The 23832-nt window shown below is 40.8% G+C and carries 21 protein-coding genes and 1 pseudogene; 12 read left to right on the top strand and 10 right to left on the bottom strand.

The features are described 5' to 3' along the window. Positions 1 to 64: 64 nt before the first annotated feature. The 4 genes from BFP77_RS11855 to BFP77_RS11840 are packed head-to-tail and all read left to right on the top strand — an operon-like array spanning position 65 to position 6262. A complete protein-coding gene (locus BFP77_RS11855; protein WP_099574244.1) occupies positions 65 to 1657 on the top strand; it encodes an ATP-binding protein in 1593 nt (530 codons plus the stop codon). 26 nt (positions 1658 to 1683) lie between these two features. Beyond that, entirely contained in the window at positions 1684 to 2892 is a 1209-nt protein-coding gene (locus BFP77_RS11850; protein ID WP_099574243.1) for a restriction endonuclease subunit S, read from the top strand. After that, complete coding sequence (locus tag BFP77_RS11845; protein ID WP_099574242.1) at positions 2889 to 5921, top strand: type I restriction endonuclease subunit R; 3033 nt, start codon at positions 2889 to 2891, stop codon at positions 5919 to 5921. The genes BFP77_RS11850 and BFP77_RS11845 overlap by 4 nt, the downstream gene beginning before the upstream one ends. A 50-nt stretch (positions 5922 to 5971) precedes the next feature. Further along, positions 5972 to 6262, top strand: coding sequence for a DUF2188 domain-containing protein (locus BFP77_RS11840; protein WP_099574241.1), 291 nt, complete (start codon positions 5972 to 5974; stop codon positions 6260 to 6262). 69 nt (positions 6263 to 6331) lie between these two features. Here BFP77_RS11840 and BFP77_RS11835 read toward each other — a convergent pair whose 3' ends face one another. The 3 genes from BFP77_RS11835 to BFP77_RS11825 form a co-directional block, all read right to left on the bottom strand. Continuing rightward, a complete protein-coding gene (locus tag BFP77_RS11835) occupies positions 6332 to 8014 on the bottom strand; it encodes an ATP-binding protein (RefSeq protein ID WP_099574240.1) in 1683 nt (560 codons plus the stop codon). A gap of 146 nt (positions 8015 to 8160) precedes the next feature. Next, on the bottom strand, positions 8161 to 8727 hold the full coding sequence (locus BFP77_RS11830; RefSeq protein ID WP_099574239.1) for a TlpA family protein disulfide reductase: 567 nt from the start codon (positions 8725 to 8727) through the stop codon (positions 8161 to 8163). 1166 nt (positions 8728 to 9893) lie between these two features. Beyond that, positions 9894 to 10982, bottom strand: a complete 1089-nt coding sequence (locus BFP77_RS11825; protein WP_099574238.1) for a phosphoglyceromutase — start codon at positions 10980 to 10982, stop codon at positions 9894 to 9896. Between the two features lie 196 nt (positions 10983 to 11178). On the opposite strand from BFP77_RS11825, the gene BFP77_RS11820 reads away from it, so the two are divergent. The 4 genes from BFP77_RS11820 to BFP77_RS11805 all read left to right on the top strand — a co-directional run bounded on the left by BFP77_RS11820 (position 11179) and on the right by BFP77_RS11805 (position 13747). Continuing rightward, positions 11179 to 11760: a DUF7103 family protein gene (locus tag BFP77_RS11820; RefSeq protein ID WP_099574237.1), complete on the top strand. Its 582-nt coding sequence runs from the start codon at positions 11179 to 11181 to the stop codon at positions 11758 to 11760. 58 nt (positions 11761 to 11818) lie between these two features. Next, complete coding sequence (locus BFP77_RS11815; RefSeq protein ID WP_099574236.1) at positions 11819 to 12598, top strand: SH3 domain-containing protein; 780 nt, start codon at positions 11819 to 11821, stop codon at positions 12596 to 12598. Positions 12599 to 12699: 101 nt separating this feature from the next. Beyond that, positions 12700 to 13242 carry a DsbA family oxidoreductase gene (locus BFP77_RS11810; protein WP_099574235.1) on the top strand — a complete coding sequence of 181 codons (543 nt, stop codon included), beginning with the start codon at positions 12700 to 12702 and terminating at the stop codon, positions 13240 to 13242. Between the two features lie 217 nt (positions 13243 to 13459). Then, a complete protein-coding gene (locus BFP77_RS11805) occupies positions 13460 to 13747 on the top strand; it encodes a hypothetical protein (RefSeq protein WP_099574234.1) in 288 nt (95 codons plus the stop codon). A gap of 8 nt (positions 13748 to 13755) precedes the next feature. Here the strand turns inward: BFP77_RS11805 and BFP77_RS11800 are convergent, their stop codons facing one another. The 5 genes from BFP77_RS11800 to BFP77_RS11780 all read right to left on the bottom strand — a co-directional run bounded on the left by BFP77_RS11800 (position 13756) and on the right by BFP77_RS11780 (position 19468). Then, positions 13756 to 15384: a SulP family inorganic anion transporter gene (locus tag BFP77_RS11800; protein ID WP_099574233.1), complete on the bottom strand. Its 1629-nt coding sequence runs from the start codon at positions 15382 to 15384 to the stop codon at positions 13756 to 13758. Between the two features lie 100 nt (positions 15385 to 15484). Further along, a complete protein-coding gene (locus tag BFP77_RS11795; protein ID WP_099574232.1) occupies positions 15485 to 15808 on the bottom strand; it encodes a Dabb family protein in 324 nt (107 codons plus the stop codon). Positions 15809 to 15973: 165 nt separating this feature from the next. Further along, positions 15974 to 16768 (bottom strand): SDR family NAD(P)-dependent oxidoreductase, encoded by a 795-nt coding sequence (locus tag BFP77_RS11790; RefSeq protein ID WP_099574231.1) that lies wholly within the window; start codon positions 16766 to 16768, stop codon positions 15974 to 15976. A 17-nt stretch (positions 16769 to 16785) separates the two neighbouring features. Continuing rightward, positions 16786 to 18465, bottom strand: coding sequence for a sodium:solute symporter (locus BFP77_RS11785; RefSeq protein ID WP_099574230.1), 1680 nt, complete (start codon positions 18463 to 18465; stop codon positions 16786 to 16788). Between the two features lie 28 nt (positions 18466 to 18493). Beyond that, complete coding sequence (locus tag BFP77_RS11780) at positions 18494 to 19468, bottom strand: phytanoyl-CoA dioxygenase family protein (protein ID WP_099574229.1); 975 nt, start codon at positions 19466 to 19468, stop codon at positions 18494 to 18496. Positions 19469 to 19654: 186 nt separating this feature from the next. On the opposite strand from BFP77_RS11780, the gene BFP77_RS11775 reads away from it, so the two are divergent. Beyond that, positions 19655 to 20503: an AraC family transcriptional regulator gene (locus BFP77_RS11775; RefSeq protein WP_099574228.1), complete on the top strand. Its 849-nt coding sequence runs from the start codon at positions 19655 to 19657 to the stop codon at positions 20501 to 20503. A 117-nt stretch (positions 20504 to 20620) separates the two neighbouring features. Continuing rightward, positions 20621 to 21142 (top strand): DUF421 domain-containing protein, encoded by a 522-nt coding sequence (locus BFP77_RS11770; protein ID WP_099574227.1) that lies wholly within the window; start codon positions 20621 to 20623, stop codon positions 21140 to 21142. Positions 21143 to 21200: 58 nt separating this feature from the next. On the opposite strand, the gene BFP77_RS11765 is transcribed toward BFP77_RS11770, so the two are convergent. After that, the gene (locus BFP77_RS11765) at positions 21201 to 22112 is read right to left on the bottom strand and encodes a nicotinic acid mononucleotide adenyltransferase (protein ID WP_099574226.1); all 912 of its coding nucleotides are present in this window, start codon (positions 22110 to 22112) and stop codon (positions 21201 to 21203) included. 123 nt (positions 22113 to 22235) lie between these two features. Here BFP77_RS11765 and BFP77_RS11760 point away from each other — a divergent pair, with 123 nt between their 5' ends. Then, on the top strand, positions 22236 to 23237 hold the full coding sequence (locus BFP77_RS11760; protein ID WP_180272352.1) for an NAD(P)H-dependent glycerol-3-phosphate dehydrogenase: 1002 nt from the start codon (positions 22236 to 22238) through the stop codon (positions 23235 to 23237). Here BFP77_RS11760 and BFP77_RS11755 read toward each other — a convergent pair. Next, the gene (locus BFP77_RS11755; RefSeq protein ID WP_099574224.1) at positions 23234 to 23521 is read right to left on the bottom strand and encodes a DUF4411 family protein; all 288 of its coding nucleotides are present in this window, start codon (positions 23519 to 23521) and stop codon (positions 23234 to 23236) included. The two genes, BFP77_RS11760 and BFP77_RS11755, sit on opposite strands and share 4 nt — an antisense overlap. A gap of 116 nt (positions 23522 to 23637) precedes the next feature. On the opposite strand from BFP77_RS11755, the pseudogene BFP77_RS11750 reads away from it, so the two are divergent. Beyond that, a pseudogene (locus tag BFP77_RS11750) lies at positions 23638 to 23832 on the top strand (IS982 family transposase); the annotation flags it as partial.

The following is a 23832-nucleotide window of genomic DNA, read 5'->3' as shown; positions in this document are numbered from 1 at the left end:
ATAGGTATGTTCATGTTCCGTGAACAAGACGAAAAAATGAACAAGATTAATGAAATGAACTACCATGACATCATTTGAAGACAGCCAAATAGACTACAAGGGCTTAAAAAAGGTTACAGGTAAAACTGCTGACTTTTCAAGCCTTGCCGAAACTTGTGTGGCATTTGCAAATGCTCAAGGTGGGGAAATTATTATCGGCATTGAAGATAAAGAGGCTGTTCCTAATAAAACCCAAAAGATTGATGTAGCTGTAATGAATAAAACGATAGCTAGGTTAAGAGACATGACTGATGCTGTTGGCATTGTGAATCCAGAGATAGTTACACATCAAAATGGAGGTCAATATTTTAAGTTTTCCGTTTTTCCCACTACGAGAACGATTGCGACCACTTCGAGTGGAAAAGTTTTTGTTCGAGTAACGGACAATAGCGTTCCTGTTGCAGGAGAAGAACTGACAAACTTAGCTGCCGAAAAGAATGCCTTTCAATGGGAATTGGTTTCGATAGGCAGAATACCCTTAGACAAAGCCGACATCAATGAAGTAACCTATTTTGTAGAACAAATACAGCAATCAAAATTGGTTTCAGACTTTATAAAACAGAAAACGACTGAAGAAATTTTAGAACATTACCAGTTGATAAATGAAGAAGGGTTTCTTACCAATCTAGGAACAATCTGGTTGGGCAAAGCTTCGCAAAGGGCTAGATTAAGTTATCCGATAACTGTTCAGTATATTGTTTACAACGATTTAGAGGAGAAAATAAGAAAGAAAGACTGGCACTTTCATTTACACAACCCAAAGACCTTATTGTTAGAAATCGAAAAAGAGGCTGTCGAATTAAATTACTCTACCGAAATTTCAAGCGGGCTTTTTAGAAAACAAATACGAAACTACCCCACCGAGGTTATTAGAGAATTATTGATAAATGCCATTGCCCACAAAAGGTATACACTTTCGGGTGATATCTTCATTGAAGTGTACCCAAATAGAATGGTTATTTCCAATCCTGGCGGGTTGCCTCTTGGTGTAACTGCTGACAATATTCTTCATGAACGGCAAAGACGAAATCCGCATTTGATTCTTACACTTCAAGACTTGGGCTTGATGGAAGGGGAAGGGTCTGGTTATGATTTAATTTATGAAAAACTGGCACGTGAGATAAAACCATTACCCAGTATAGAAAGTAATTTCAATAAAACTTCCATCACCATTTATTCTGGAGTGGTCAATAAAGAAGCTCTTGAAATATTGGATTATCTAGCACAACACTTTCAATTAACTCAAAAAGAGTTTATTGTTCTAGGCATCATTGCTTCAGAAAAGAAAATCTTGTCAACCCAACTATCTCAAAAATTGCAACTGAACACTGAAGATAGGTTGAGTAGTTGGATTGGGAGTCTGCTTGAGAAAAATATCTTGACCTCTAGGGGTATTAAAAAAGGAACCGAGTACTTATTGAATCCTTCTTTGTTTTCACAATCTAAATTAAATATCAAGCCTTCTTTGAAGACAATTGACAAAGAGCAATTAAAGCATTTGATAATGGAATATCTAAAATATAATGGTGAACGTCGAAGGGTTCTCCCCCGAAGTGTCGGGAACAACGTCTCTTTCAGGACGCCACTCGAACTGACAATAGAAAAAACCAACAACTAAAAGCCATCAACCAACAACTAAACTAAATGCCCAAAAATTGGAAAACATATAAGCTTGGCCCATTAGTAAGTCATCAAAAAGGTTTTGCATTTAAATCTAAGATGTATCAAACCAAAGGAACCCATATTGTTAGAGTCTCGGATACAACAAACAATTCGATAGACTTAAGTTCATGTCATAGAATAGATTCTGAATTAGCATTGAACTATAATCAGGTTTCTTTAGAAGCAGGTGATGTTATAATTGCAACAGTAGGGTCATGGTTGCCAAATTATTCATCTGTGGTCGGCAAGGTGGTTAAAGTGCCGAAAGAAGCTGAAGGCGCCCTTTTGAATCAAAATGCAGTACGATTACGTACTAATGATTCAAGATTAATAGGGCAAAAGTTTTTGTATTACCTTCTTAAGAATAACGGTTTTCTATATTACATAGCGTTTACAGCGACAGGAAGTGCTAATCAAGCAAGCATAACCTTAAAAGATATTTTTAATTTTGAGTTTGAACTGCCAGATTTCCCAGAACAACAGGCCATCGCCAGCATCCTCTCTGCCATAGACGACAAAATAGAAAACAACCTTGCCATGAACAAAACCTTGGAAAACATGGCAATGGCGCTTTACAAACATTGGTTCGTAGATTTTGGTCCTTTTCAAGAGGGTGAGTTCATCGGCTCTGAATTAGGTGAAATTCCTGAGGGGTGGGAGGTTGTTAAATTGGAACAACTTGTTGAAATCAAGTACGGCAAAGACCATAAAAAACTAGGTTCTGGAAATATTCCAGTTTATGGCTCAGGCGGAATAATGAGATATGTTGACAGCTTTTTATATGACCAAGAATCAGTTTTAATTCCGAGAAAGGGTACTTTAAGTAATATCTTTTTAGTAAATGAACCTTTCTGGTCTGTTGATACGATGTTTTATACCAAAATGAAAAAAGAGAATATTTTAAAATACACTTTTCATCTTTTAAAAACTTTGAAATTAGCTGATATGGATGTAGGTTCTGCAGTTCCAAGTTTAACAACTAAATTATTAAATTTTTTAGATGTTATATTACCGAATCAGAATGTGTTAATAGAATTTGAGCAACAGGTAACGGAGTACTACGAACAAATTTGGGCGAACACAAATGAAAACCAAACCCTAACAAAACTTCGCGACACCCTACTCCCCAAACTCATTTCAGGAGAAGTCCGCCTAAAGGAATTTCAAAAAGAAATAACCACAACCCTATGAGCCAATTCAACGAACATACCGCCCAAAATGCGGCCATTGCTTGGTTACAGGAGTTAGGCTATACCCACATACCGGGCAATGCTTTAGAACGTGACCTTAAAAAAGTAGTGCTGGAAAATGAGCTAAAAACCTTTCTAAAAACCACCTACCCCAACGTACCGGAAACGGCACGTAACGAGGCCTTTGCCCAATTTACCCAACACGAGGGTATGGAGGTGGCCTACCGCAACCAAGATTTTCATAGAAAATTGACCCAAGGTATAGACATCGCCTGGAAAGATGCGCAAGGCAATGAGAAGGCAAAGCACCTCTACCCGATAGATTATAGCAATCCAGAAAACAATAGTTTTATAGTCGCGGATGAAGTAAAAATTATAGGTAAAAACAAACGTATCCCAGATGTAGTGATTTTTATAAACGGGCTGCCACTTGTGGTATTTGAGTTTAAAAACCCCTTTGATGCTAAGGTAAGCGTAGAAAATGCATATACGCAGCTACAAAATTATGTATTAGATATTCCGCAATTGTTCGATTACAATGCTATTTGTGTAGCCTCAGATGGTTTGGAGGCCTTGCATGGTATGTATTCATCAGCCTTAGAATGGTTTGCCCCTTGGAAAAGTTTAGCAGGTGATGATACCGAACAAAAAGCAGAATTGCAGTTAGAAACGCTTTTACACGGGCTGTTCCCGAAAAAGACACTTTTAGATTACCTACAGCATTTCATTTTTCATGAAGACCATAACGGTAAAATCATAAAAAAGGGTGCCAAGTACCACCAATATTGGGGCATCAGCAGGGCCGTAGCAAGTAGTTTGCAAAATATAAAACCCAATGGCGATGGCCGTTTGGGGGTTATTTGGCATACGCAAGGTTCGGGTAAGAGCATTAGTATGGCCATCTTAACGGGTATTTTGCGCCAACGGCCAGAATTGAAGAATCCCACCATTGTTATACAAGTAGACCGTTCCGACCTAGACCAGCAACTCTATGAAAACTTTGTACTCGCTAAAGATTTAGTAGGCGATGTACAGCATGCGGAAAGTACAGATGACTTAAGGCGTTTATTAAGTTCTGATGGTGGGGGTGTTATTTTTACGACCATAGAAAAATTCAGACTTAAAACGGACACTGAGCGGAGCCGAAGTGCCCGTAATGAAAGTCAACTTAAAGAGCATGTACATCCCATTTTGAGTGAGCGCTATAATTTGATTGTTATGGCAGATGAAGCGCACCGCACCCAATACGGTTTTGAAAGTGGTGGTTTTGCACAGAATATTCGCAGAGCATTACCAAATGCCTCTTTTATTGGTTTTACGGGCACCCCTGTTGATGGTAAAGATGCGGATACGGAGCAGGTTTTTGGCCCCACCATTCACACCTACGATATTAAACAGGCCGTAGCAGATGGTGCTACGGTACCCATTTACTACGAACCTAAAATAGTACCGCTGAACATAAAAGCGAAATACACAAAAGAACTAGAAGAAGTTGAAGAGCAGGCAGAAGATACCACGGTTGGTGTTTGGGCAGCAATTGAGGATGCCGCTGGTTCAGAAGACCGAGTAAAAACTGTAGCAAAAGATATTCTACAACACTTTCAGAAAAGAACCGAGACCCTAGATGGCAAAGCTATGGTGGTCTGTATGAGTCGTCGTAATTGTGTTAAAATGTACGATGCATTAACGGCTTTGAAAGATTGCCCAGAAATTGCCGTAATCATGACGAGCAACCCCGGCAAAGACCCTGTAAGGTGGAATCCGCACATGCGCACCAAAGATGCCATGGAGGCCGTGAAGTCTAGATTTAAAAATCCGGAAGACCCGCTTAAAATGGTCATTGTTCGTGATATGTGGCTTACTGGTTTTGATGCGCCATGCGCCCATACCATGTATGTGGACAAGATTATGAAAGGTCATAATTTGATGCAGGCCATTGCCCGAGTAAACCGCGTTTTTGAAGGAAAACCCAATGGACTGGTAGTTGATTTTATTGGTATTTCAGGCTTTTTAGCGGAAGCGACAAAAAAATATACAGGCAGCGGTGGCGCTGGGAAACCGACCTTGGATTTGGATGCTGCCGTAGAATTGTGTTTGGAACAATTAGCTGTTGTAAAAGAATTAATGGGCGGTTTTGAATTGGCCGTAATCAATGAAATGCCAGCCACAGAAAAAATGAAGTGGTCTTATGATGTGTTTAATAAGCTATTTAAAGATGATGCAACCACAGAGCGCTATCTAAAAGAAGAACGAAAGCTGAGTGAGTTGATGGCCATGACCAATTCCGATGAACGTATTTGGGATATTCAAGAAGAAGTAGCTATCCTTCAAAAATTCAGGGAACAATTACGAAAAATGAAATTCCCGCCAGGTGCACAACGTGAAAAGAACAACAGAATAAAGGACCTTATCAGCAAGTCGCTAGGATCACAAGCTATTGTGGACTTGGCCGCCATGTACAATTTAGATAAGATAGATATTTCCATCATAGATGATTCCTTCCAAGCCATCGTAAAAGAAAAAGGTGGCGAAAATATTAAAATTGAATTGCTACGTCGCATCATCAACGATGAGTTGAAAGTTCGCATGGCGAAGAACATCAGAAAAGGACGTAAACTAAAAGAGGAGCTTGAAAAAGTATTGGGTAAATACCATAAAAATAGTTTAGACTCCATCGCTGCTATCAAACACCTGTTGGATATTGCCGATGAAATGAAAGCCGACGACAAGCGTACCAAAGAATTGGGCCTAACCGAAGATGAACTTGCTTTTTACGATTTACTTTCCGCAAATGCAGCCATCCTAAATCAGGCCGGCCCTATTCAAGATTTGGTACATACCGTTGTCGCATCTGTAAAGAAAAACCTCCAATTAGATTGGACCAAAAAAGAAAATGCCAAAGCGGCCATTCGCTTGGCGGTCAAAAAAGAATTACGCGGCAAAGTACCTTTCTCCGAGTTGGATAAACTTTTAAAAGAGGTTATTGAACAGGCAGAAGGGCAGTATGGGGAATGGCCGTTGTTGGGCTAATAATTATCCGTTATAATACCAATAGTTTTATAAATAGAAATTAATCGAACATGCCTAAGAACAGCAGCTCCAAATCTTGGATCACCATTTTAATAGAACTGGTAGACGTATTTTTTAAGAGCTCGCGAGGGGGCAATAGGAAAAGAACTTGGCACCAACATGTAGTGCCTTATGAGGATGACTGGGCGGTACGGCGTGAGGGCAACAAAAGAATCACCTCCAAACACCGCAAACAAAGCACGGCCATTAACAAAGCCAAGACCATTGCCAGAAAACACCAGGCCGATGTTATTATCCACAGGGCAGACGGGACCATTCGTGACCGTATTCCCTTCGATTAAAATGGGCTGGGTATGTGCCGAAAAGTTATTATTGGAGGCTACACTCTACTTTGCTGGATGATCATAAAACTACGAAGCTAGCGGTATATCCATCACTTCTTCGATTCTATTATAAAGGTCTTCCGGGTCAAAAGGTTTAAAGATAAAGCCGTTCATGCCACTCTTCTCTATCTTACTCTTTACCTCAATAAACACCGATGCGGACAAGGCCAAAATTGGTAATTCCGTATTGAATTTTCTTATTTCCATCGAAGAGGTATACCCATCCATTACCGGCATTTGAATATCCATAAGCACGGCGCAGTAGTCTTTCTTTTTGACCATGTTTACCGCCATTAGGCCATCATAGGCCACATCTACCACCAAGTTGGCCTTTTCCAATATCTGCTTGCCGACCATGATGTTTATTTTGTTGTCTTCCACAAGCAGTATTCTTCTGCCGTTTAGATTGCGCTCTTTTTTTCCGCCACTGTGGTTTTGCGATTCTTTAGCGATCGCTTTTAGTTCTAAATCAAAGTAAAACCGACTGCCTTTATCTAATTCACTTTCAATTTGTACGGTAGATCCCATAGCTTCTACTACGGCTTTTACTATAGGAAGACCAAGTCCGGTACCACCATATAAACGATTTGTACTCACGGAGGCCTGGGTGAATGGTTGCCATATGTTCTCCTGTTGTTCTTTAGTAATCCCAATACCGGTATCTATAATTTCGGTACGCATACAAACATGTCCGTCACGGTCTTCTTGTTTTGAAATTCTTAGGGTGACACTTCCTGTCTTCGTGAACTTTATAGCATTGGTGACCAAGTTATTGATCACCTGATTGAAACGTACAATATCTAAATGCACCGTGGGAAGTTCTTCGTCTACCGCTAAGTTAAACGTGATTCCCTTACTTAAACAGCCCGGCTCATGAATCTTTTTTATCTGCTTTACCGCCGTCATAACATTCGTGGGAATGACGTCCAGTTGCACACCCCTAGTTTCCATCTTACTGTAATCCAGCACATTGTTCAGTAAATTCAAAAGTATTTTGCCAGAATAGTTTAATGCTTCTATATTTTCTACTTGGTCTGGTCTAGGATTGGTATCCCCGAGAATGTGGGAGAGTCCTATAATGGCATTCATGGGCGTTCGGATTTCATGACTCATCATACTCAAAAATTGGGACTTGGCATTGGAAGCTTCAATGGCATCTTCCCGTTGCTCTTGTATGTTGGAATAAAAACGGGCGTTGATCAAACAGAAAAATATCAATTGATAGGTGACTAGAACCGCAGTAGTGAAAAGGGATACGGGATAAATATACTTGTCCGCAAGTGAGGTATCCATCTTTGTGACGGTAAACAAATTAAAATCCGTAAGGTAAAGCAGGAACCAAAGTGTCATGGATAAGGCCGGGAAAATGACGATATAGCTTTTTTCACGTCTGAACGAGAAGAAGACAAAAGGCAAGGCCATGGCAAACATCAATATAAATTCAACACTACCCGCCTTTCCAATAAAAGAAGAAGTAATGGCAACGCTGATATTGAAAGCTATGAGATAAATAAAACGCGCTAGAGTGAGGTTTCCTACCTTCGAGATGATTGCAGCGGTTATAAAAAATGGTACGGTTGCCCCAATATATAGGCTCAACTCATTTAAATACAAGCTTTTAGCTAAAAAGAACCACAGCGCCGAGATGACCGTGGTTAAAAGGGAAAGTATAAATACGAGTCTTACCCGACGTTGAGAGAATTCATTCATAGCATAATTTTTTTTAGATGAAACGGTACTTTTTAGACCATTTCAAAAATGCATCATTTATAAGTAAATTCCTACAATATGTTGTCAATGGTAAATAATCGAGTGCAAAAACATCAATAAGTGAAGTGAGCGCTTTAGCCTAAGTGTTATTCTTGTAACAGACCGTCAAGGAGCTGCCGTACCCGTTTGCTGTTCCAGTCGGCCGCACCAGTTTCCTTGATGATGATTTTACCTTTTTGGTCCAACACATAATTCGTGGGAATACTGGTTTCATTTAAGGCTTCCGGGGTCTTCATTTGAGGGATAAAAACCGGTAAATCCAAAGCCTTCTTTTCCAAAAATCGTTGTACGGTCCCTGGCTTTTCATTGGTGAGTAATAAAAACGTGACCTCTTCCCCGTAATCGGGGTATAACTTCTGTATACTTGGCAATTCGGCTATGCAGGGTGGACACCACGTGGCCCAATAGCTGATAAAAGTGATTTTTCCATTGCCTACCGGAACGGATTGCCGCTCGCCGTTGAGCGTTAACACTTCATATTTAAACGGTTGTAATTGGGTGCGTTCTTCTCTATCCATCACACTAGGGGAAAATATGGCTACTCGCACTTTGTTCAAGGCTACCTCAATGGGCGTTCGGGTTTGTGGAAAAAGCAACAGCCCTATAAAGATTATAAATAGTGCGTCACTAAAAGTAAATTTCCGTTTTTTCATCAATAACAAAGGTAGTTATTGTGGCATGAACGTCCTGTGTAGGTGGTGTTTCGTTTTCTAATATTCTCACTACACCGATTGTCACTTCGAGTGTTTTGGAGCGTACGACAGAAAGCTGCAAAATATATCGAGAAGATTTCGTGTTCCGATGCGTTCTCGATACTATTTGCTTTTCAGCAAATCACTCGAACTGACAAAAAAGAAAAACGGGATGTCACTTCGAGTGTTTTGGAGCGTACGACAGAAAGCTGCAAAATGTATCGAGAAGATTTCGTGTTCCGATGCGTTCTCGATACTATTTGCTTTTCAGCAAATCACTCGAACTGACAAAAAAGAAAAACGGGATGTCACTTCGAGTGTTTTGGAGCGTACGACAGAAAGCTGCAAAATATATCGAGAAGATTTCGTGTTCCGATACGTTCTCGATACTATTTGCTTTTCAGCAAATCACTCGAACTGACAAAAAAGAAAAACGGGATGTCACTTCGAGTGAATTTTCGAGGTACGCAGAAAATTAGTATCGAGAAGCTTAGCGTGTTCCATTGCGTTCTCGATACAACGCCACTTCCAGGGCGCCACTCGAACTGACAAAAAAGAAAAACGGGATGTCACTTCGAGTGTTTTGGAGCGTACGACAGAAAGCTGCAAAATGTATCGAGAAGATTTCGTGTTCCGATGCGTTCTCGATACTATTTGCTTTTCAGCAAATCACTCGAACTGACAAAAAAGAAAAACGGGATGTCACTTCGAGTGTTTTGAAGCGTACGACAGAAAGCTGCAAAATGTATCGAGAAGCTTTCGTGTACCGATGCGTTCTCGATACAACGTCTCTTCCAGGGCGCCACTCGAACTGACAAAAAAGAAAAACGGGATGTCACTTCGAGTGTTTTGGAGCGTACGACAGAAAGCTGCAAAATATATCGAGAAGATTTCGTGTACCGATACGTTCTCGATACTATTTGCTTTTCAGCAAATCACTCGAACTGACAAAAAAAGAAAAAACGTGATAGCACTCGAAACCTAGGTATCACTTCGAGTGAATTTTCTGAGCGTTCACTGAGCGGAGTCGAAGTGAACAGACGAGCTGAAACCGGAAATCGAAATACCTTCGATTCCGCTCAGCCAACAAATTATTCAAATTGACAAATCGTAAACTCCAAGAAAAATTAGTCTTGTGTCAAGTCAAGTGGCTTACCTTGCATTTGTTCCATACCACCCTTTAAGTGCAAGGCCTTTAAAATAGTAGGTACCACTTGGTGGCTATACCACTGTTCGTCCACAGAAACTTCGCCTTTGGCAGCTACCCCTTTACCAAAAGCAATGAGCCAAACTTCGCCAGCACCGGTAACGAAAGTACCATGCCTTTTCCAAGTTTCCAGCGGTTGCGTGCCCCGCCCATGGTCCGTGGTAATCAAAAAGATCGTATTATCCTTGTAAAATGGGTCGGCCTGTGTGCCTTCCCATAATTCCGCCAACAAGCTATCGGTATTATATGCGGCTTTCAGGTAGGCGGCATAATCACCGTCATGTGCAAAATCATCGGTTTCACCATAGGCGATATACACCAATTCCGGATGGTTCTTTTTCATATATTCCATGGCATAATAATGCGTAAAAGCATCTAACCGAACCGTAGCCCAAGGGCTGGGCACTTTGGGTTGTAACTGATTCAGGAATTTTTCCCGTTCCGTGAGGTCATTATCCTCCGCCAAATCAAACCCCGCATTGACCGGCACCCCGGAACGCACCTCGTTTATGATATACGGAAACACGTCCCAACTGGCAAAAGCAGCAACTTTATCACGATACTTTGTAGTGCTGTTCGCAATCTCCAAAACCGTCTTGTTGGGATTGGGCGTTTTGTCATTACTGGTAATGCGCACATCATCCGCAGCTCCGGATAGGATTTCGTTATATCCCGGATAACTGAACCACAGTGTATTGCTCAGGTTCATTTTACTCCCTAATGTTCTATTGCCGTGTAGCTGTCCGGTTTTAGCGCCATGAGACCATAAAAAAGGGAAAAGAGCTTCCCTCCGTTCCCCCGCATCCTCTCGCCAAAATTGTTCTTTTAAATTTGTAGTATCGCTTACATAATCCGTATTTGTAACCAGAAGTGAATCGGCACCCCTAAAAAGCTCCTGCCAACGAAGTCCGTCTAAGGTAATCAACACCACTTTGGTATTTTCATCTTGTGCTATGAGCCCATGGGTCATTACAAGGAGTACGGTGAGCATGGTGAACACTTTTTTCATAACGCAATGCTTTTTAGACGATTTCCCTGAAAGTTAGGCATCCTTTCGACCAAAACAAAACCCTATACATGCGAACGAATTACCATGGTTTTCCCGCAGCATACTTGGCCCTCCCAAGCTAAGAAGCACTAAAAATTATCTTAACCGTATTTTTCTTGTTACTTTAAGACTATAGAAAATTGAAAATCGATTGGTCATGCAAATGCTTCAGAGTATTAAGGTAAAAACTGAAAAAATATATCACGTCATAGAGCCTAAAGTGAAGGCGGAGCGCATTATTGCCTGTATTTTGGTGCTTACCCCGTTCGTCCTTTGGCTCGCTGATGACGGCCCTAACCTTAGGGACAGTATTAGCAACTATGTGTATATGCGACATAGTTACTGGTACGGAAGTCTTCTGGCGCTAGCTGGTGCCATGTTCATCTTTAACGGAGCAATTCATTTACAGCCACAACATGCAACGCAACACACAATTAAAAAAGTAGGAAAAGGCTATAATATTATCTTAGGCATTTCCTTGTTCGGGGTGATTTATTTTCCACATCTGGACTATCCCATCTGGCACTATACCTTTGCTATCCTATTCTTTTTGGGCTCGGCAATAATTACTGCATTTGTATCCAATGATAAGAAGGAGTGGACACGTTATGTTCTGGCAGTAGCAGTGGTATCACCTGTAGTTCTAGCGCTAGATTTCATTGGGCTTTTTAGCCTGTTCTGGGGAGAGGCTATTTCCCTGTTCTTCATTGCGACCCATTATTTATTGGAATCTAAATAAGTAGGTTTGTATTTTGTAGTGCGAATACCCTAAATTAAACCTTAAAAAATTACTTGTCATGACAACAAGCTCAAGAATATTTTTATTCGCACTCCTTTTTATAGGACTGTGTTCCTGTAAGGAAAATGCAGCATCACAAAATAATGTAGCTGTAAAAGATAGTGTAGCCACAACGAAAACAGCTATTACAAAAAACTTTAAGGGTCAAAAGAGATATGTTATAGCACCGAACGGATTAAGTCTGCGTAAGGAGGCTTCCTTGGAAAGTGAAAAACTGGCGGATATGCCCCTAGGTAGTGAAGTAGTGCTCTTGGGAGAAGTTGGACCCGAAATTCTAGAAGTAGGACACATAAAAGGTAAGATGTTGAAACTTGGTTATGACGGGCTGGTAGGTTATGCCTTTAGTGGCTACCTCTCCCCTATACGGTTGCGCTCAGCTGACGAAAGTGCCGAGGCATACATCCTGAACCTGAAAGAAAAGTTCCCCGACATACACTTTGAAAGTAGACCTACGGACCCCGATTTTCATGAGGGTGCTATTAATACGTATACCCTGCCTGTTACTAATTGGCATGAAGCCTTTTATTTGGTAGCGGGTATCTATGAGCTACCCAAATCACTTGGCTTTCCCAATCCCAAAGGACCGGATAAAGAATTATTGGAAGAACCGAACAAACCAGAGGAGGTATGGTCCAGTGATATGGGCATCACCCGAACGAACAATACCCTGACCAAAATAGTATACAGCTATAGGGCAGAAGGTTTTGGATATTCTGTGGAAATTACAAGACCGGACAATACGGATTTTCGAATTGAATATTTGGTATTCGTAGATTAGGGCTACGTTGCCCTAAAATAAGTGGTGGTTCGGATACCCATGCCCGTAAGTTCTTATAATATGAACCGACGAATGCAACTTCATATAAAGACCCTATTGCTATGCAAGAAGAAAAGATAAAAATAGATATCGTATCCGATGTGGCCTGTCCTTGGTGTTATGTGGGTAAACGACGATTAGAAGCTGCGCTAAAGGAATGTAAAGGTGTTCCTGTTGAGATAGCATGGCATCCTTTCCAGTTAGACCCTACCATACCTGCCGAAGGTCTGGACAGAGTTAGCTATCTCACCAATAAATTCGGGGATTTGGAACGTGTACAAGGGATGACGGACCGCCTAACCGAGGTTGGTGCCGAAGAAGGCATTACCTTTAATTTTGGGGATAAATGGCTTACTGTAAATACCTTGCCTTTGTATCAATTATTATATGTAGCGGGAGAAGAGGGATTTAAGGATGCCCTTAAAGAGCTATTCTTAAAAGCTTATTTTGATGAAAACCTTCACCTTAACCAAGCTGAGATTTTAATAGAAATCATGAGCGAATTTGGTTGGGAAGCTGAAAAAACTACAAGTATTCTTTCCGATGATACCATTGCTTACACCGTAAAACAGGAAATTGCACATTTCCAGCAGCGGGGGGGGTAACTGGAGTGCCTTTCTTTATCATTAACGATAAATACGGCATCAGCGGTGCCCAACCCAAAAGTGTGTTCCTAGATGCTTTTGCCCAAGTTGCTCCGCTTGAAATTTTAAATGAGGGAGATAGTTGCGACCCTAGCACTGGAGCATGTTAAAGCGTAATCAACGTCCTAAACTGTAACATTTCTGTTGATTTATCTACCCATATATAAAGACAAGGATAATGGGAGGAGGAGGTTTTGCAACGCATGCAATGAAAACGGTGAAGGCCAATAGGGCTTTATTACATAAGCGCCGTAGTTTTAAAGAAATAAGGGAGTCGTACGCAGGTTATACGGAAGACACCCAACTTCACTTTAAGGAGTTGACCCCTTTTCAACAAAAGGTAATTAGAGATAAGATTATTGCAGCGGCCAAAAAAGAACGGCTTCATGAATTAGGCCGTTATGCTTTGGCTTTAGTGGGCGCTATAGGAATCCTTTGGTTATTGGTCCAGTTCTGGACGAGTTAAAGGATAATCTACAATCCCCAAAGTTTAAAGGGGTTATCCCCTTCATTGTCTTTTTTCTTGGCCACCTTATCTACCGCTACCTTATAAGTGGGGTCTTCCATGACGTTCACATCAATGATATCCTCTGCATCCGCCAAAAGCTGTATACAGTCCTTGCTCAAATGTCTTAGATGTACTTTTTTGCCGGCCTTTGCATAACGCTCCGTAATCTTGTTCAAGGCCTCGATGCCTGACATGTCCGCAACACGACTTTCTTTAAAATCGATAATTACCTCATCGGGATCATTTTGCACATCGAACTTCTCCGCAAATAAGGTCGTAGACCCAAAGAACAAAGGGCCATAAATTTCATAATGTTTTACGCCATTTTCATCCACACGCTTTCTAGCTCTAATGCGCTTGGCATTCTCCCAAGAATAGGCAAGGGCAGAAATAATTACTCCCAGTAATACCGCTACCGCTAAATTATGCGTAATTGCAGTAATCAAGGTTACCAAGACCATCACTACCACATCGGAGTTGGGCATTTTACGAAAGGTCTTAAAACTTGCCCATTCAAAAGTACCGATGGCCACCATGAACATAAGACCCACTAACGCTGCCATGGGCAAACGCTCTATAAGGCTAGAACCGAACATAATGAATACCAATAGCATTACAGCGGCCGTAATTCCTGAGAGTCTTGCCCGCGCACCAGATGACGTGTTGATCAAACTTTGTCCGATCATGGCGCAGCCACCCATTCCCGATAGAAATCCAGAAAGGATATTCGCGGTTCCCTGCGCTACACACTCTTTATTGCCGCTACCACGGGTCTCCGTAATTTCGTCGATAATATTAAGGGTTAACAAACTTTCTATTAGACCTACACCTGCTACAATGGCTGCATAAGGGATAATAATCTTAAATGTCTCTAGTGTAAATGGTAATTGTGGAATGGACAGTGGTGGAAAACCCCCTTTAATACTCTCTCCTTCGCGCATGGTATCGGCAACGGTTAAGGTGTCTACGCCAAAACCGATTACGATTGCAGATACCACGACGATAGCCACCAAGGAGGAGGGTACCGCTTTGGTCAATTTTGGAAGACCCCAAATAATCAACATGGTTACCAAGGTTAAGCCGAGCATAATGTACAGTGAACTACCGCTTAAAAGGGTTTCCGTCCCTTTTACATAAAAATTAGGGAACTGCGCCATAAAGATGATGATGGCCAGACCGTTTACAAAGCCGAACATTACCGGATGCGGAACCAAACGAATAAATTTCCCTAGTCGTAAAACTCCCGCCAAAATCTGCAGGATTCCCGCAATAATTACCGTTGCAAATACATAGTTTAGAATGATGTCCGGTTCAATTCCCGGAAAATTACGTTTTAATTCCAGTATCAATCCTACAAAGATTACCGCCACCGCTCCTGTTGCACCAGATATCATTCCTGGACGACCACCCAAAATAGAGGTGACCAAAGCCAATATAAATGCGGCATAAAGTCCAGTTAATGGAGAAAATCCAGGAATCAATGCAAAAGCGATAGCCTCTGGCACCAATGCCAAAGCAACGGTTAATCCGGAAAGAATTTCAGTCTTGTAATCTACTTTTTGCTTGAAATCGAATAAATTAAGATACTTACGCACGCTGCTTATTTTAAGGGCGCAAAAATAAGACTTATTGTTCTGCAAAAGAATGAATTACCGGAAAAAGCCTGCCGAAATCCCGTCCGTACCGATTCAAAACTTATTTCGCCCAATAATCTACCACAAATACCTTTCCTAGATGAGGTTGCAGGCTGGCTACAAATTCTTGGTGTTTGGGGTGCGGTGTATACACACTGTCCCTGTCCTTTTCTGAATGAAAAGTTATCATATAACAGTGCGTAAAGTCTTGATCGAAGCTCTCGGGGCTATCGTTTAACCCCCACTCAAAATCTTTGATGACCGGTATGTGGTTCGGCAAATCATTGAAACTATCGTTGAGCCTGGCAACAGCTTCCTCGCTAGCATCGTCCTTAAATTTAAAAATGACCATATGTCTTAATAGTTCTTTTTCTTCTTTTTTCATTTCTTCAGATGTTACTTCAGGTTCAACCACCGTGTTTCATTTTTTTTGTCTTTTGCCTCATTACAGGATGTCAATAAAAAACAGCTCATTAAAATAATAGCGAATACTTGTCGTGTTCTTGTTATAAATAATAAATTATATACTTGTTCAATTAATAATTTTGAATCATAAAATTCCGCCCATACTACCGCCATCTACCTTAATAGCGGCACCATTCGTTGCAGAAGAAAGGGGACTTGCCAAATAGGCAACGGTATTGGCCACCTCATCAAGCCCTGCAAAACGCTGTAATAAAGAAGATGTTCTTACTTCGGAGAAAAAAGCAGACGCTATTTCATCTTTTGTTTTACCTTCCTTACGCGCCGTATTTTCTAAGAATTGTTCCGCTCCATCGGATAAAGTGGACCCCGGTAAAACACTATTCACCGTTACCCCGGTACCTTTAGTGAGCTGTGCCAATCCCCTTGAAACGGCTAAAAGCGCAGTTTTGGTCATGCTATACGGAATTAAATCCCCGGGTACCAAAGTGGCACATTCGCTGGAAATGAATAAAATACGCCCCCAATTATTGGCCATCATTCTTGGCAGTATGGTTCTGGATAAACGTACACCGCTCATCACATTAATTTCAAATTGTTCTTGCCAATCATCATCCGTGGCTTCAAAAAATGAAGCTGATCTATAAATCCCAACATTATTCACCAAAATATCAATTTCCGGTAGTTTTTTCAGTAATCGCTCTACCTCTGACACCTTGCTAAAATCTGCGGGTAGTCCAAGTATGGTTTCCTTTGGGAACTCATCCTGTAGTTGCCGTACTGCCAACCCTAGTTTTTCCTGTGTCCTACCGTTTAAGATTACCGTTGCGCCCTCCCTTACCAATACTCTGGCCACGGCGTAACCTATACCAGTAGTTGACCCGGAAATAAAGGCCGTTCTATTCCTTAATTGTAAATCCATTCTATTTCTTTTTCAAGCTAATTTGCAATGCCCCAAGCACTGAACAACCACCATAAAAAAAGTACGAGCGCTATTAATATCACCGTTAAAGTAACATCCGTAGACCATTTAAAACTTGCCCGTTGAGAGCGCCTTTGAAAAGTTACCAACTCTAGTACCGCAGCAGGCTGTGGCGTACCTAGTTTACTTACGACCATCAATATCACGGCACAGAAAATAAACAAGAACAGGGCAAAATGTAAAAAGTTGATTCCTAGAAAAACACCTAATAGAGACCCTTCCGTAACCTGAATAGTGCCCTCATTGCCCAAAAATTCCGCCACCAGTCTAAAAACCCCTATTACAAAGCCTACCCATAAGGATACTATGGCCCCTTTGGCGTTGATCCATTTATAGAACAGACCAAAGAGGAAAACCGCAGCAATTGGAGGAGAGATATAAGCTTGCACACTCTGTAGGTAATGAAAAATACCCCCACCCATTAAAGCTTTCATAAACGGAATCCAGCCTAGGCTTACGATTACTAAAACAATAGTAGCTACACGGCCAAAACGCACCAAGTCTTTTTGCGTTGCACTTGGTCTATACTTCTGATAAAAATCGATAGTCAATAAGGTAGAACTAGAGTTGAATGCGGAGGAGAGCGAGCTCATCAGCGCGGCTAGGAGTCCGGCGATGGCCAAGCCTTTTAAGCCCGAGGGTAAAAACCCATTAATCATGGCGGGTAGTGCCTGGTCTGCATTCTCCATTGAAAAATCAATAGCACCTTCTTGCAACAGAGCATAGGCTATCACGCCTGGAATAAAAAATATGAATACCGGGAGTAGTTTTAAATATCCTGCGAACAAAGCCCCTTTTCTGGCATTGCTGACGTCTTTAGCAGAAAGTGTACGCTGCACGATGTATTGATCGGTACACCAGTACCAGACCCCCAGAATGGGTGCGCCAAAAAGCATTCCCGTCCAAGGATATTCTGTATCGGCCATAGGGCGCCACAAGTTGAAAAAATCTTCCTTTGGAGGATTCCCTTCCTGACCCGACGCAGTAACGAGAACGTCTATCATATGATTCCATCCGCCTAAGGCGTAAAGTCCAAAAGCGGTAACCGCTATAGTGCCAATCAAAAGGATAAAAGCCTGTACCATATCGGTATAGATCACAGCTTTTAGTCCGCCTAAAACCGTATAAAAACCTGTTGCAATGACGGTAATTATAGCTCCTGTCCAAAAGGGAATGCCAATCGTTTCGAAGACCAGCGCACCTGCAAAGATGATTAAGGAAATTTTGGTGATGACATAGGCCAAAATAGAAATGACAGAGAGGTAACTTCTACATGCTTTAGAATATCTTTTTTCTAGAAACTCTGGCATGGTATATACCCCTGTCCTCAAGTAAAAGGGTACAAATACCCATCCTAAAAGTATTAAGACCAGAGCGGCAATTATCTCAAAATTGGCCATAGGCATGTTTCCACGTGCACCTGCTCCCGAAACACCTAAAATGATTTCGGAACCAATATTCGATGCAAAGAGCGATGCTCCTATCACCAGCCACCCTGAGCTCTTCCCCGCCAAAAAATAATCAATAGCACTCCCGGAAGCCGTTTTACTTTTTGAGGCCCATTGGGCAATCCATAAAATAATACCGAAATAGGCAAGGATAATGGTAATATCCAGATAACTTAAACTTGATAGCATAAATACTCCGTGTTGTTTAATATAATTTCTACCATTGGTTTAACCCCAGTAGTTTCTTTCCTAAATCCGTAAGTGTTGCGGTATCGTATTTTGTTTGCTCCCAATTACGAGGATCTCCTGGGAAAGCATAGCCTTCTGGTGCAGTTCTATTCTTCCAAGAATTAACGCGCCAATCCTTTAGTGCTTGGTTATCTTCCTCTGCCGGCATCATTGAAATATATTGCGCAATACGCACCTTGTCCGCTGACTTGTTAGGTCTAATACCGTGAGGTTCGGTACTATTAAAAATGAGTAAGTCGCCCGCCTGCATTTTCACTTTTACGATTTTATCTTCCAAATCCGAAATGTCTGGCTGAAAGTGGTCCCTATCCTCTGGTTGGGTCAATTTCCAAGTATCATAATTTCTGTACAACCAAGGTATGCACTGAAAGCCACCCATATTTTCATCTTCTTGATCAGCTAGCGCCAAAACACCTTGAACGTTCTGCGGTCTTGTTTCCGGATCATAATCCCAATGAATGAAGCCTTTTTTGTCCACTCCCGGAGGTAAGGGAAAATTTAAGTTGGCCCGGTCAATGGTGACCCACAATTTCTCCGTTCCCCAGACATCTACAAAAGCATCGTACACCCGTTGGGTCTGTCTGTTGTTCCATAACAGTTGATGGTTATAAACCTCTACCATCCCCGTTCCTGTCAATTCTTTCATCTGCATTTCTGCCCTAGGTGGGGCATACCAAGTGGTTTTATCGTTGGGGTCCTTTTCATCAAATTCCCAAAGAAAATCCGCCGTCTCCTTGGCCTGTTCTACAGGCACCGCATTTTTTATTACGATATATCCGTTATGCTTCCAAAACTTCCAATCTTCCTCACTCAACACCCGTAACGGTTTTCCATTGGAACGGTCATTTAAGTGTTGCTTACTACTTGTTGCGGTAGACGGATTTCCCGGAATTTCTTTATGCGCCTTATTGGCCATTTCTACTTTAGTTTTTGTTCGTTCCATAACATTAATGATTTAAATACTACAAATTGATGATGTAAAACTATACCTATTCCTAACTGTAAACCACCTTGATATTGATACAAATTTGAACTATATTGATATATAATATCCAATATTCGTATTTTTTAGTCATTTTTGTTATACTTTATAGTATTCCTAGAAATATAGCCATACCGCGAACACCCCATGAAAATTCAATTAGAAACTATAGCGCCGGATTCTAAAAGTCCTTTTAAGTTGCTTCATGATCCCAAACTGAACCATCTTTTTTACTGGCATTTTCATCCGGAATTAGAGTTGGTCTATATTGAGGGTGCCTCCGCAAAACGACATGTAGGGAATCATATCTCAGAATTCCAGGGTTCTGATCTGGTGCTCATCGGTGCAAATATTCCCCACCTTAACTTTGATCATGGCGTTACCACCAGTTATAGAAAAGAAGTATTGCACATAAAACCAGCTTTTAAGGATAGTACGCTTGATGCCCTACCCGAACTAAAGCAAATAGATCGTTTGTTGGAACTCTCCAAATACGGCATTGCGTTTTACGGAGAAACTAAAAAGGAAATCGGAGCACTTCTAAAAACACTACACCTTTTAGAACCCTTTGCCTTCTTCATGAAAGTTATTACCATCCTTAAAAAACTTTCTGAGAGTGCAGAGTTTGAACTACTGCACACCAAACCCTTCGTAAATAAATACAATAAGAAAGAGCAAAAAAGATTGCGTAAAATTTATGCCCTAATAGATGAACGATATCACGAAAAGGTTACGCTAACCGAAGTAGCGGTAACTTGTAATTTAACAAAAGAGGCATTCTGTAGGTATTTTAAGAAAACCACCGGAAGTACTTTTATCTCCTTCTTAAACCAATACCGTATTAGCCAGGCAAAACGATTATTGCTCTCTGGAAAGAACGTGAGCGAAACTTGTTATGAGTGTGGTTTTGAAAGTCTGTCTTATTTTAATCGAAGCTTTAAAAAGGTAACGGGACAAAACCCGTCCGAATTTAAAAAAGTGTTCAAGAATGAGTAGCTGGTTTTTAATTTTAGTGGATATGTTACGAATTAATTTAAATGGGCTAATATCTATTCCCTAATATGATAGCTTCATGTGAATTTAACTATACAACCAATTATTGATACGAAAACCATGAAAATCTTTGAAACGATTTCCCTTACGACCATACTACAAATGCTATTAGCCGGAGTGCTTATTTATCTCTACTTACTTCTGGTTACCCGATTGGCCGGGAAGCGGACCTTTGCAAAAATGACCAGTCTGGATTTTGCCATAACCATTGCCATGGGCTCCATCCTGACCGATGCTGTTAATAAACCCGAAAGCAACTTTATCCCCGCGCTAGTTTCCGTTGCCATCCTAGCGATCTTACAACTAGTGTTCGCTAAACTTTTAAGTAGTTCCAAAAAGGTCGAAAAAGTAGTAACGAATACACCAATATTATTAATGGACGGGGCACGCATACTCGAAGCAAATATGCAAAAGGCCCTGGTAAGCAAATCTGATTTAATGGGAAAATTAAGGGAAGCCAATGTACTAAACCTTAAACAGGTAAAGGCCGTTGTATTTGAAACCACTGGGGATATTTCTGTACTTCACACAAACGAAAATGCACCTCTGGACACCATAATTATGGAAGGGGTACAGAGGTGACACCATAAAAACCGTTTCGGAACTTCTTCCAAAACGGTTATTACCATTGTTCTTACTATTATTTTCGTTTTCGCTTTACGTTCATCGTAGGATTGTCAGTTTTTATTCTTTTCTTGTCTACCGTACCTTTTCCCGATTTTAGATACTGCTGATAACCCCTACCCCTAAATTCATATACCGTTTCGCTATCCGGATGGTACAATTCTATGGTCGTATCGTTGATAACATAAAGCTCAAAATAATCATCGCCCATAAAATCATAATCCAAGGTCAAAGCTTTTAGCGAATTGTCGTTAGCAATATCATAAACTTGGTAGTCCCCTTCAAAATCCCACTTCAACTGACTTATGGGTGTTCCTGAAACATCTACCGAAGACCTAAAGAAGGTAGGTAAAAATTGCAGAAAGTTTTCGTCGTCGAAGTCATTGATAGCTCCTTCTTCACTCGTATAAACTTTCTCCCATACATCGTACTCCTGAATAAAGTAATTGATGTTGTCATAGAATACTTGATCATAGTCAAAATTATTGCGTTGAAATCCACGTAGAAAATAAGAAGTATCCGATCTTGGGTCATACAGTTCTATGGTATTACCATTAGCAGCGTATACTTCTAAAAACCAAGTGCCATCCACATCGTGCTCAATCTCTACCACCCCTCTTAGTGTGCTGTAAAAACCGACATCAATCCCTATTCCGTTTCCTGTTTTACCAATACCAACAATATTGTTGTTGGTATATACCACACCGCCATTAAAACTTATGGTGAAGGCCCGCTGTAAAAAAGGAACTTCCCCATTTCCCTGGGTTTCATTGATATCTACATACCACATGTCATAGGACTGTAGTACCTGATCCGTATTAAACGCCGATTCTTCAATAAAATCATCAGCCACGATAACATCTGCATAACAGGAAACCAATACTGTGACCATCAACACATATCCAAACAGTAGTTTTATCTTTTTCATCTCCTCTGGTTTTTTGATTCTATTATTAGAAAACAATCACCATGCCAATTTGTATAATCATTTGATTATCAGTACATAATTTGAAGTTTTTAATTTGGTAATTTTGAATAGATATTTATACGGATGATGAGAACGAAGAAATTTGCCGTACTTGGTGGCGGTAGTTGGGCAACTGCAATTGTAAAGATGTTAACGGAAAACCAACATCATGTGGGTTGGTACATGCGTAATGCTGATGCGGTAGAACATATTAAAACGCACCAGCATAATCCCAACTACCTTAGTTCGGTGGAGTTCCATACAGCCCTGCTCAATGTTACCACGGATATAAACCATACCATTACCAATGCGGATATCCTTATTTTCGCAATACCCTCGGCGTTTTTAGATAGCGAGTTGCAAAAGCTAGAGGTTCCTTTAACCGATAAAATCATTTTCTCCGCAATCAAGGGAATAGTGCCAGAGACCGGTTTAATCGTTGGCGAACATTTTCACGAACAATATAAAATTCCTTTTGAAAATATTGGAGTAATCACGGGACCGTGCCATGCGGAGGAGGTGGCCCTAGAACGACTTTCCTATTTAACCTTAGCCTGCGCAGATGCGGACAAAGCAAAAACGGTAGCCAATGCGTTAGCCAGCGATTACATCAAAACCAAAATATCCGATGATATTATAGGTACGGAATACGCTGCCATGCTCAAGAACATTTATGCCATTGCCGCAGGGATTGCCCGCGGCTTGGGATATGGAGATAACTTTCAGAGTGTTTTAATGAGTAACGCCATACGGGAGATGAAACGCTTTATTAATCGCGTGCACAAGATGAAACGGAACATTAACAATTCTGCCTATCTTGGCGATCTTTTGGTCACTGGGTATTCTACCTTTAGCCGCAACCGAATGTTCGGGAATATGATCGGTAAGGGATACACCGTAAAAAGCGCCCAAATGGAAATGAGTATGGTGGCAGAAGGATATTATGCCACCAAAAGTGCCTATCAATTAAACCAAAAGCATAAGAAAAAATCAAAGACCCCGATTATAGATACGGTCTACGAAATTCTATATAAGAATGGCAATGCTAAAAAGCTCTTTAAAAAATTGACGGATAAATTGGATTAAATACGCACCCCTAGTTCTCTCAATAGACCAATAGTATTTAGGTATCTTAACCCAAACGCATCACATACTTCAGGGGTCTTTATTTCTCTTTTTATATCCGGTGCACTAACCTCTTCTGTTACTATTATATACTTGTTATCCATCAGGCCAATAGATGTAAGCCAAGAATAAGCATAGTCCGTAGCTAAAAACTTTTCTAATGCTCTAGAAGTATATTGACGAGAACCCGAAGCGGCCCAGGCGGAAATTTTGGCGTATGCATCAATTGAAACGGACGAGTCGATAAAAAAATTATCAACCTGAGTTCGATTATTATTATTTCATTTTTAAGCATAAAAAAAGATAGATTTTTAGTAAATTAAAGTGTTGAATTTCAATTCGTTAATCTAAAAACCTATCCATGATAATCTACTTTAAAGTTACTGAAATTTTTTGTTTGGTCGATGAATTCTATAAGGAATACACCGAGGTGGTCCATAGTGCGCTTATCGGAAACAAGGCCAGACGCCCTCCCATAATGTCACAGAGCGAGATAATTACCATGGCGGTCATTTTCCAGTTGAGCGGTTTTAGGACATTCAAGCATTTTTATCTT

Origin of the sequence: Maribacter sp. 4U21 (assembly GCF_002742365.1) — a bacterium.
Taxonomy (GTDB): domain Bacteria; phylum Bacteroidota; class Bacteroidia; order Flavobacteriales; family Flavobacteriaceae; genus Maribacter.
The sequence above is the reverse complement of the archived record's forward strand: the minus strand, read 5'-3'. Positions and strand labels throughout refer to the sequence as shown.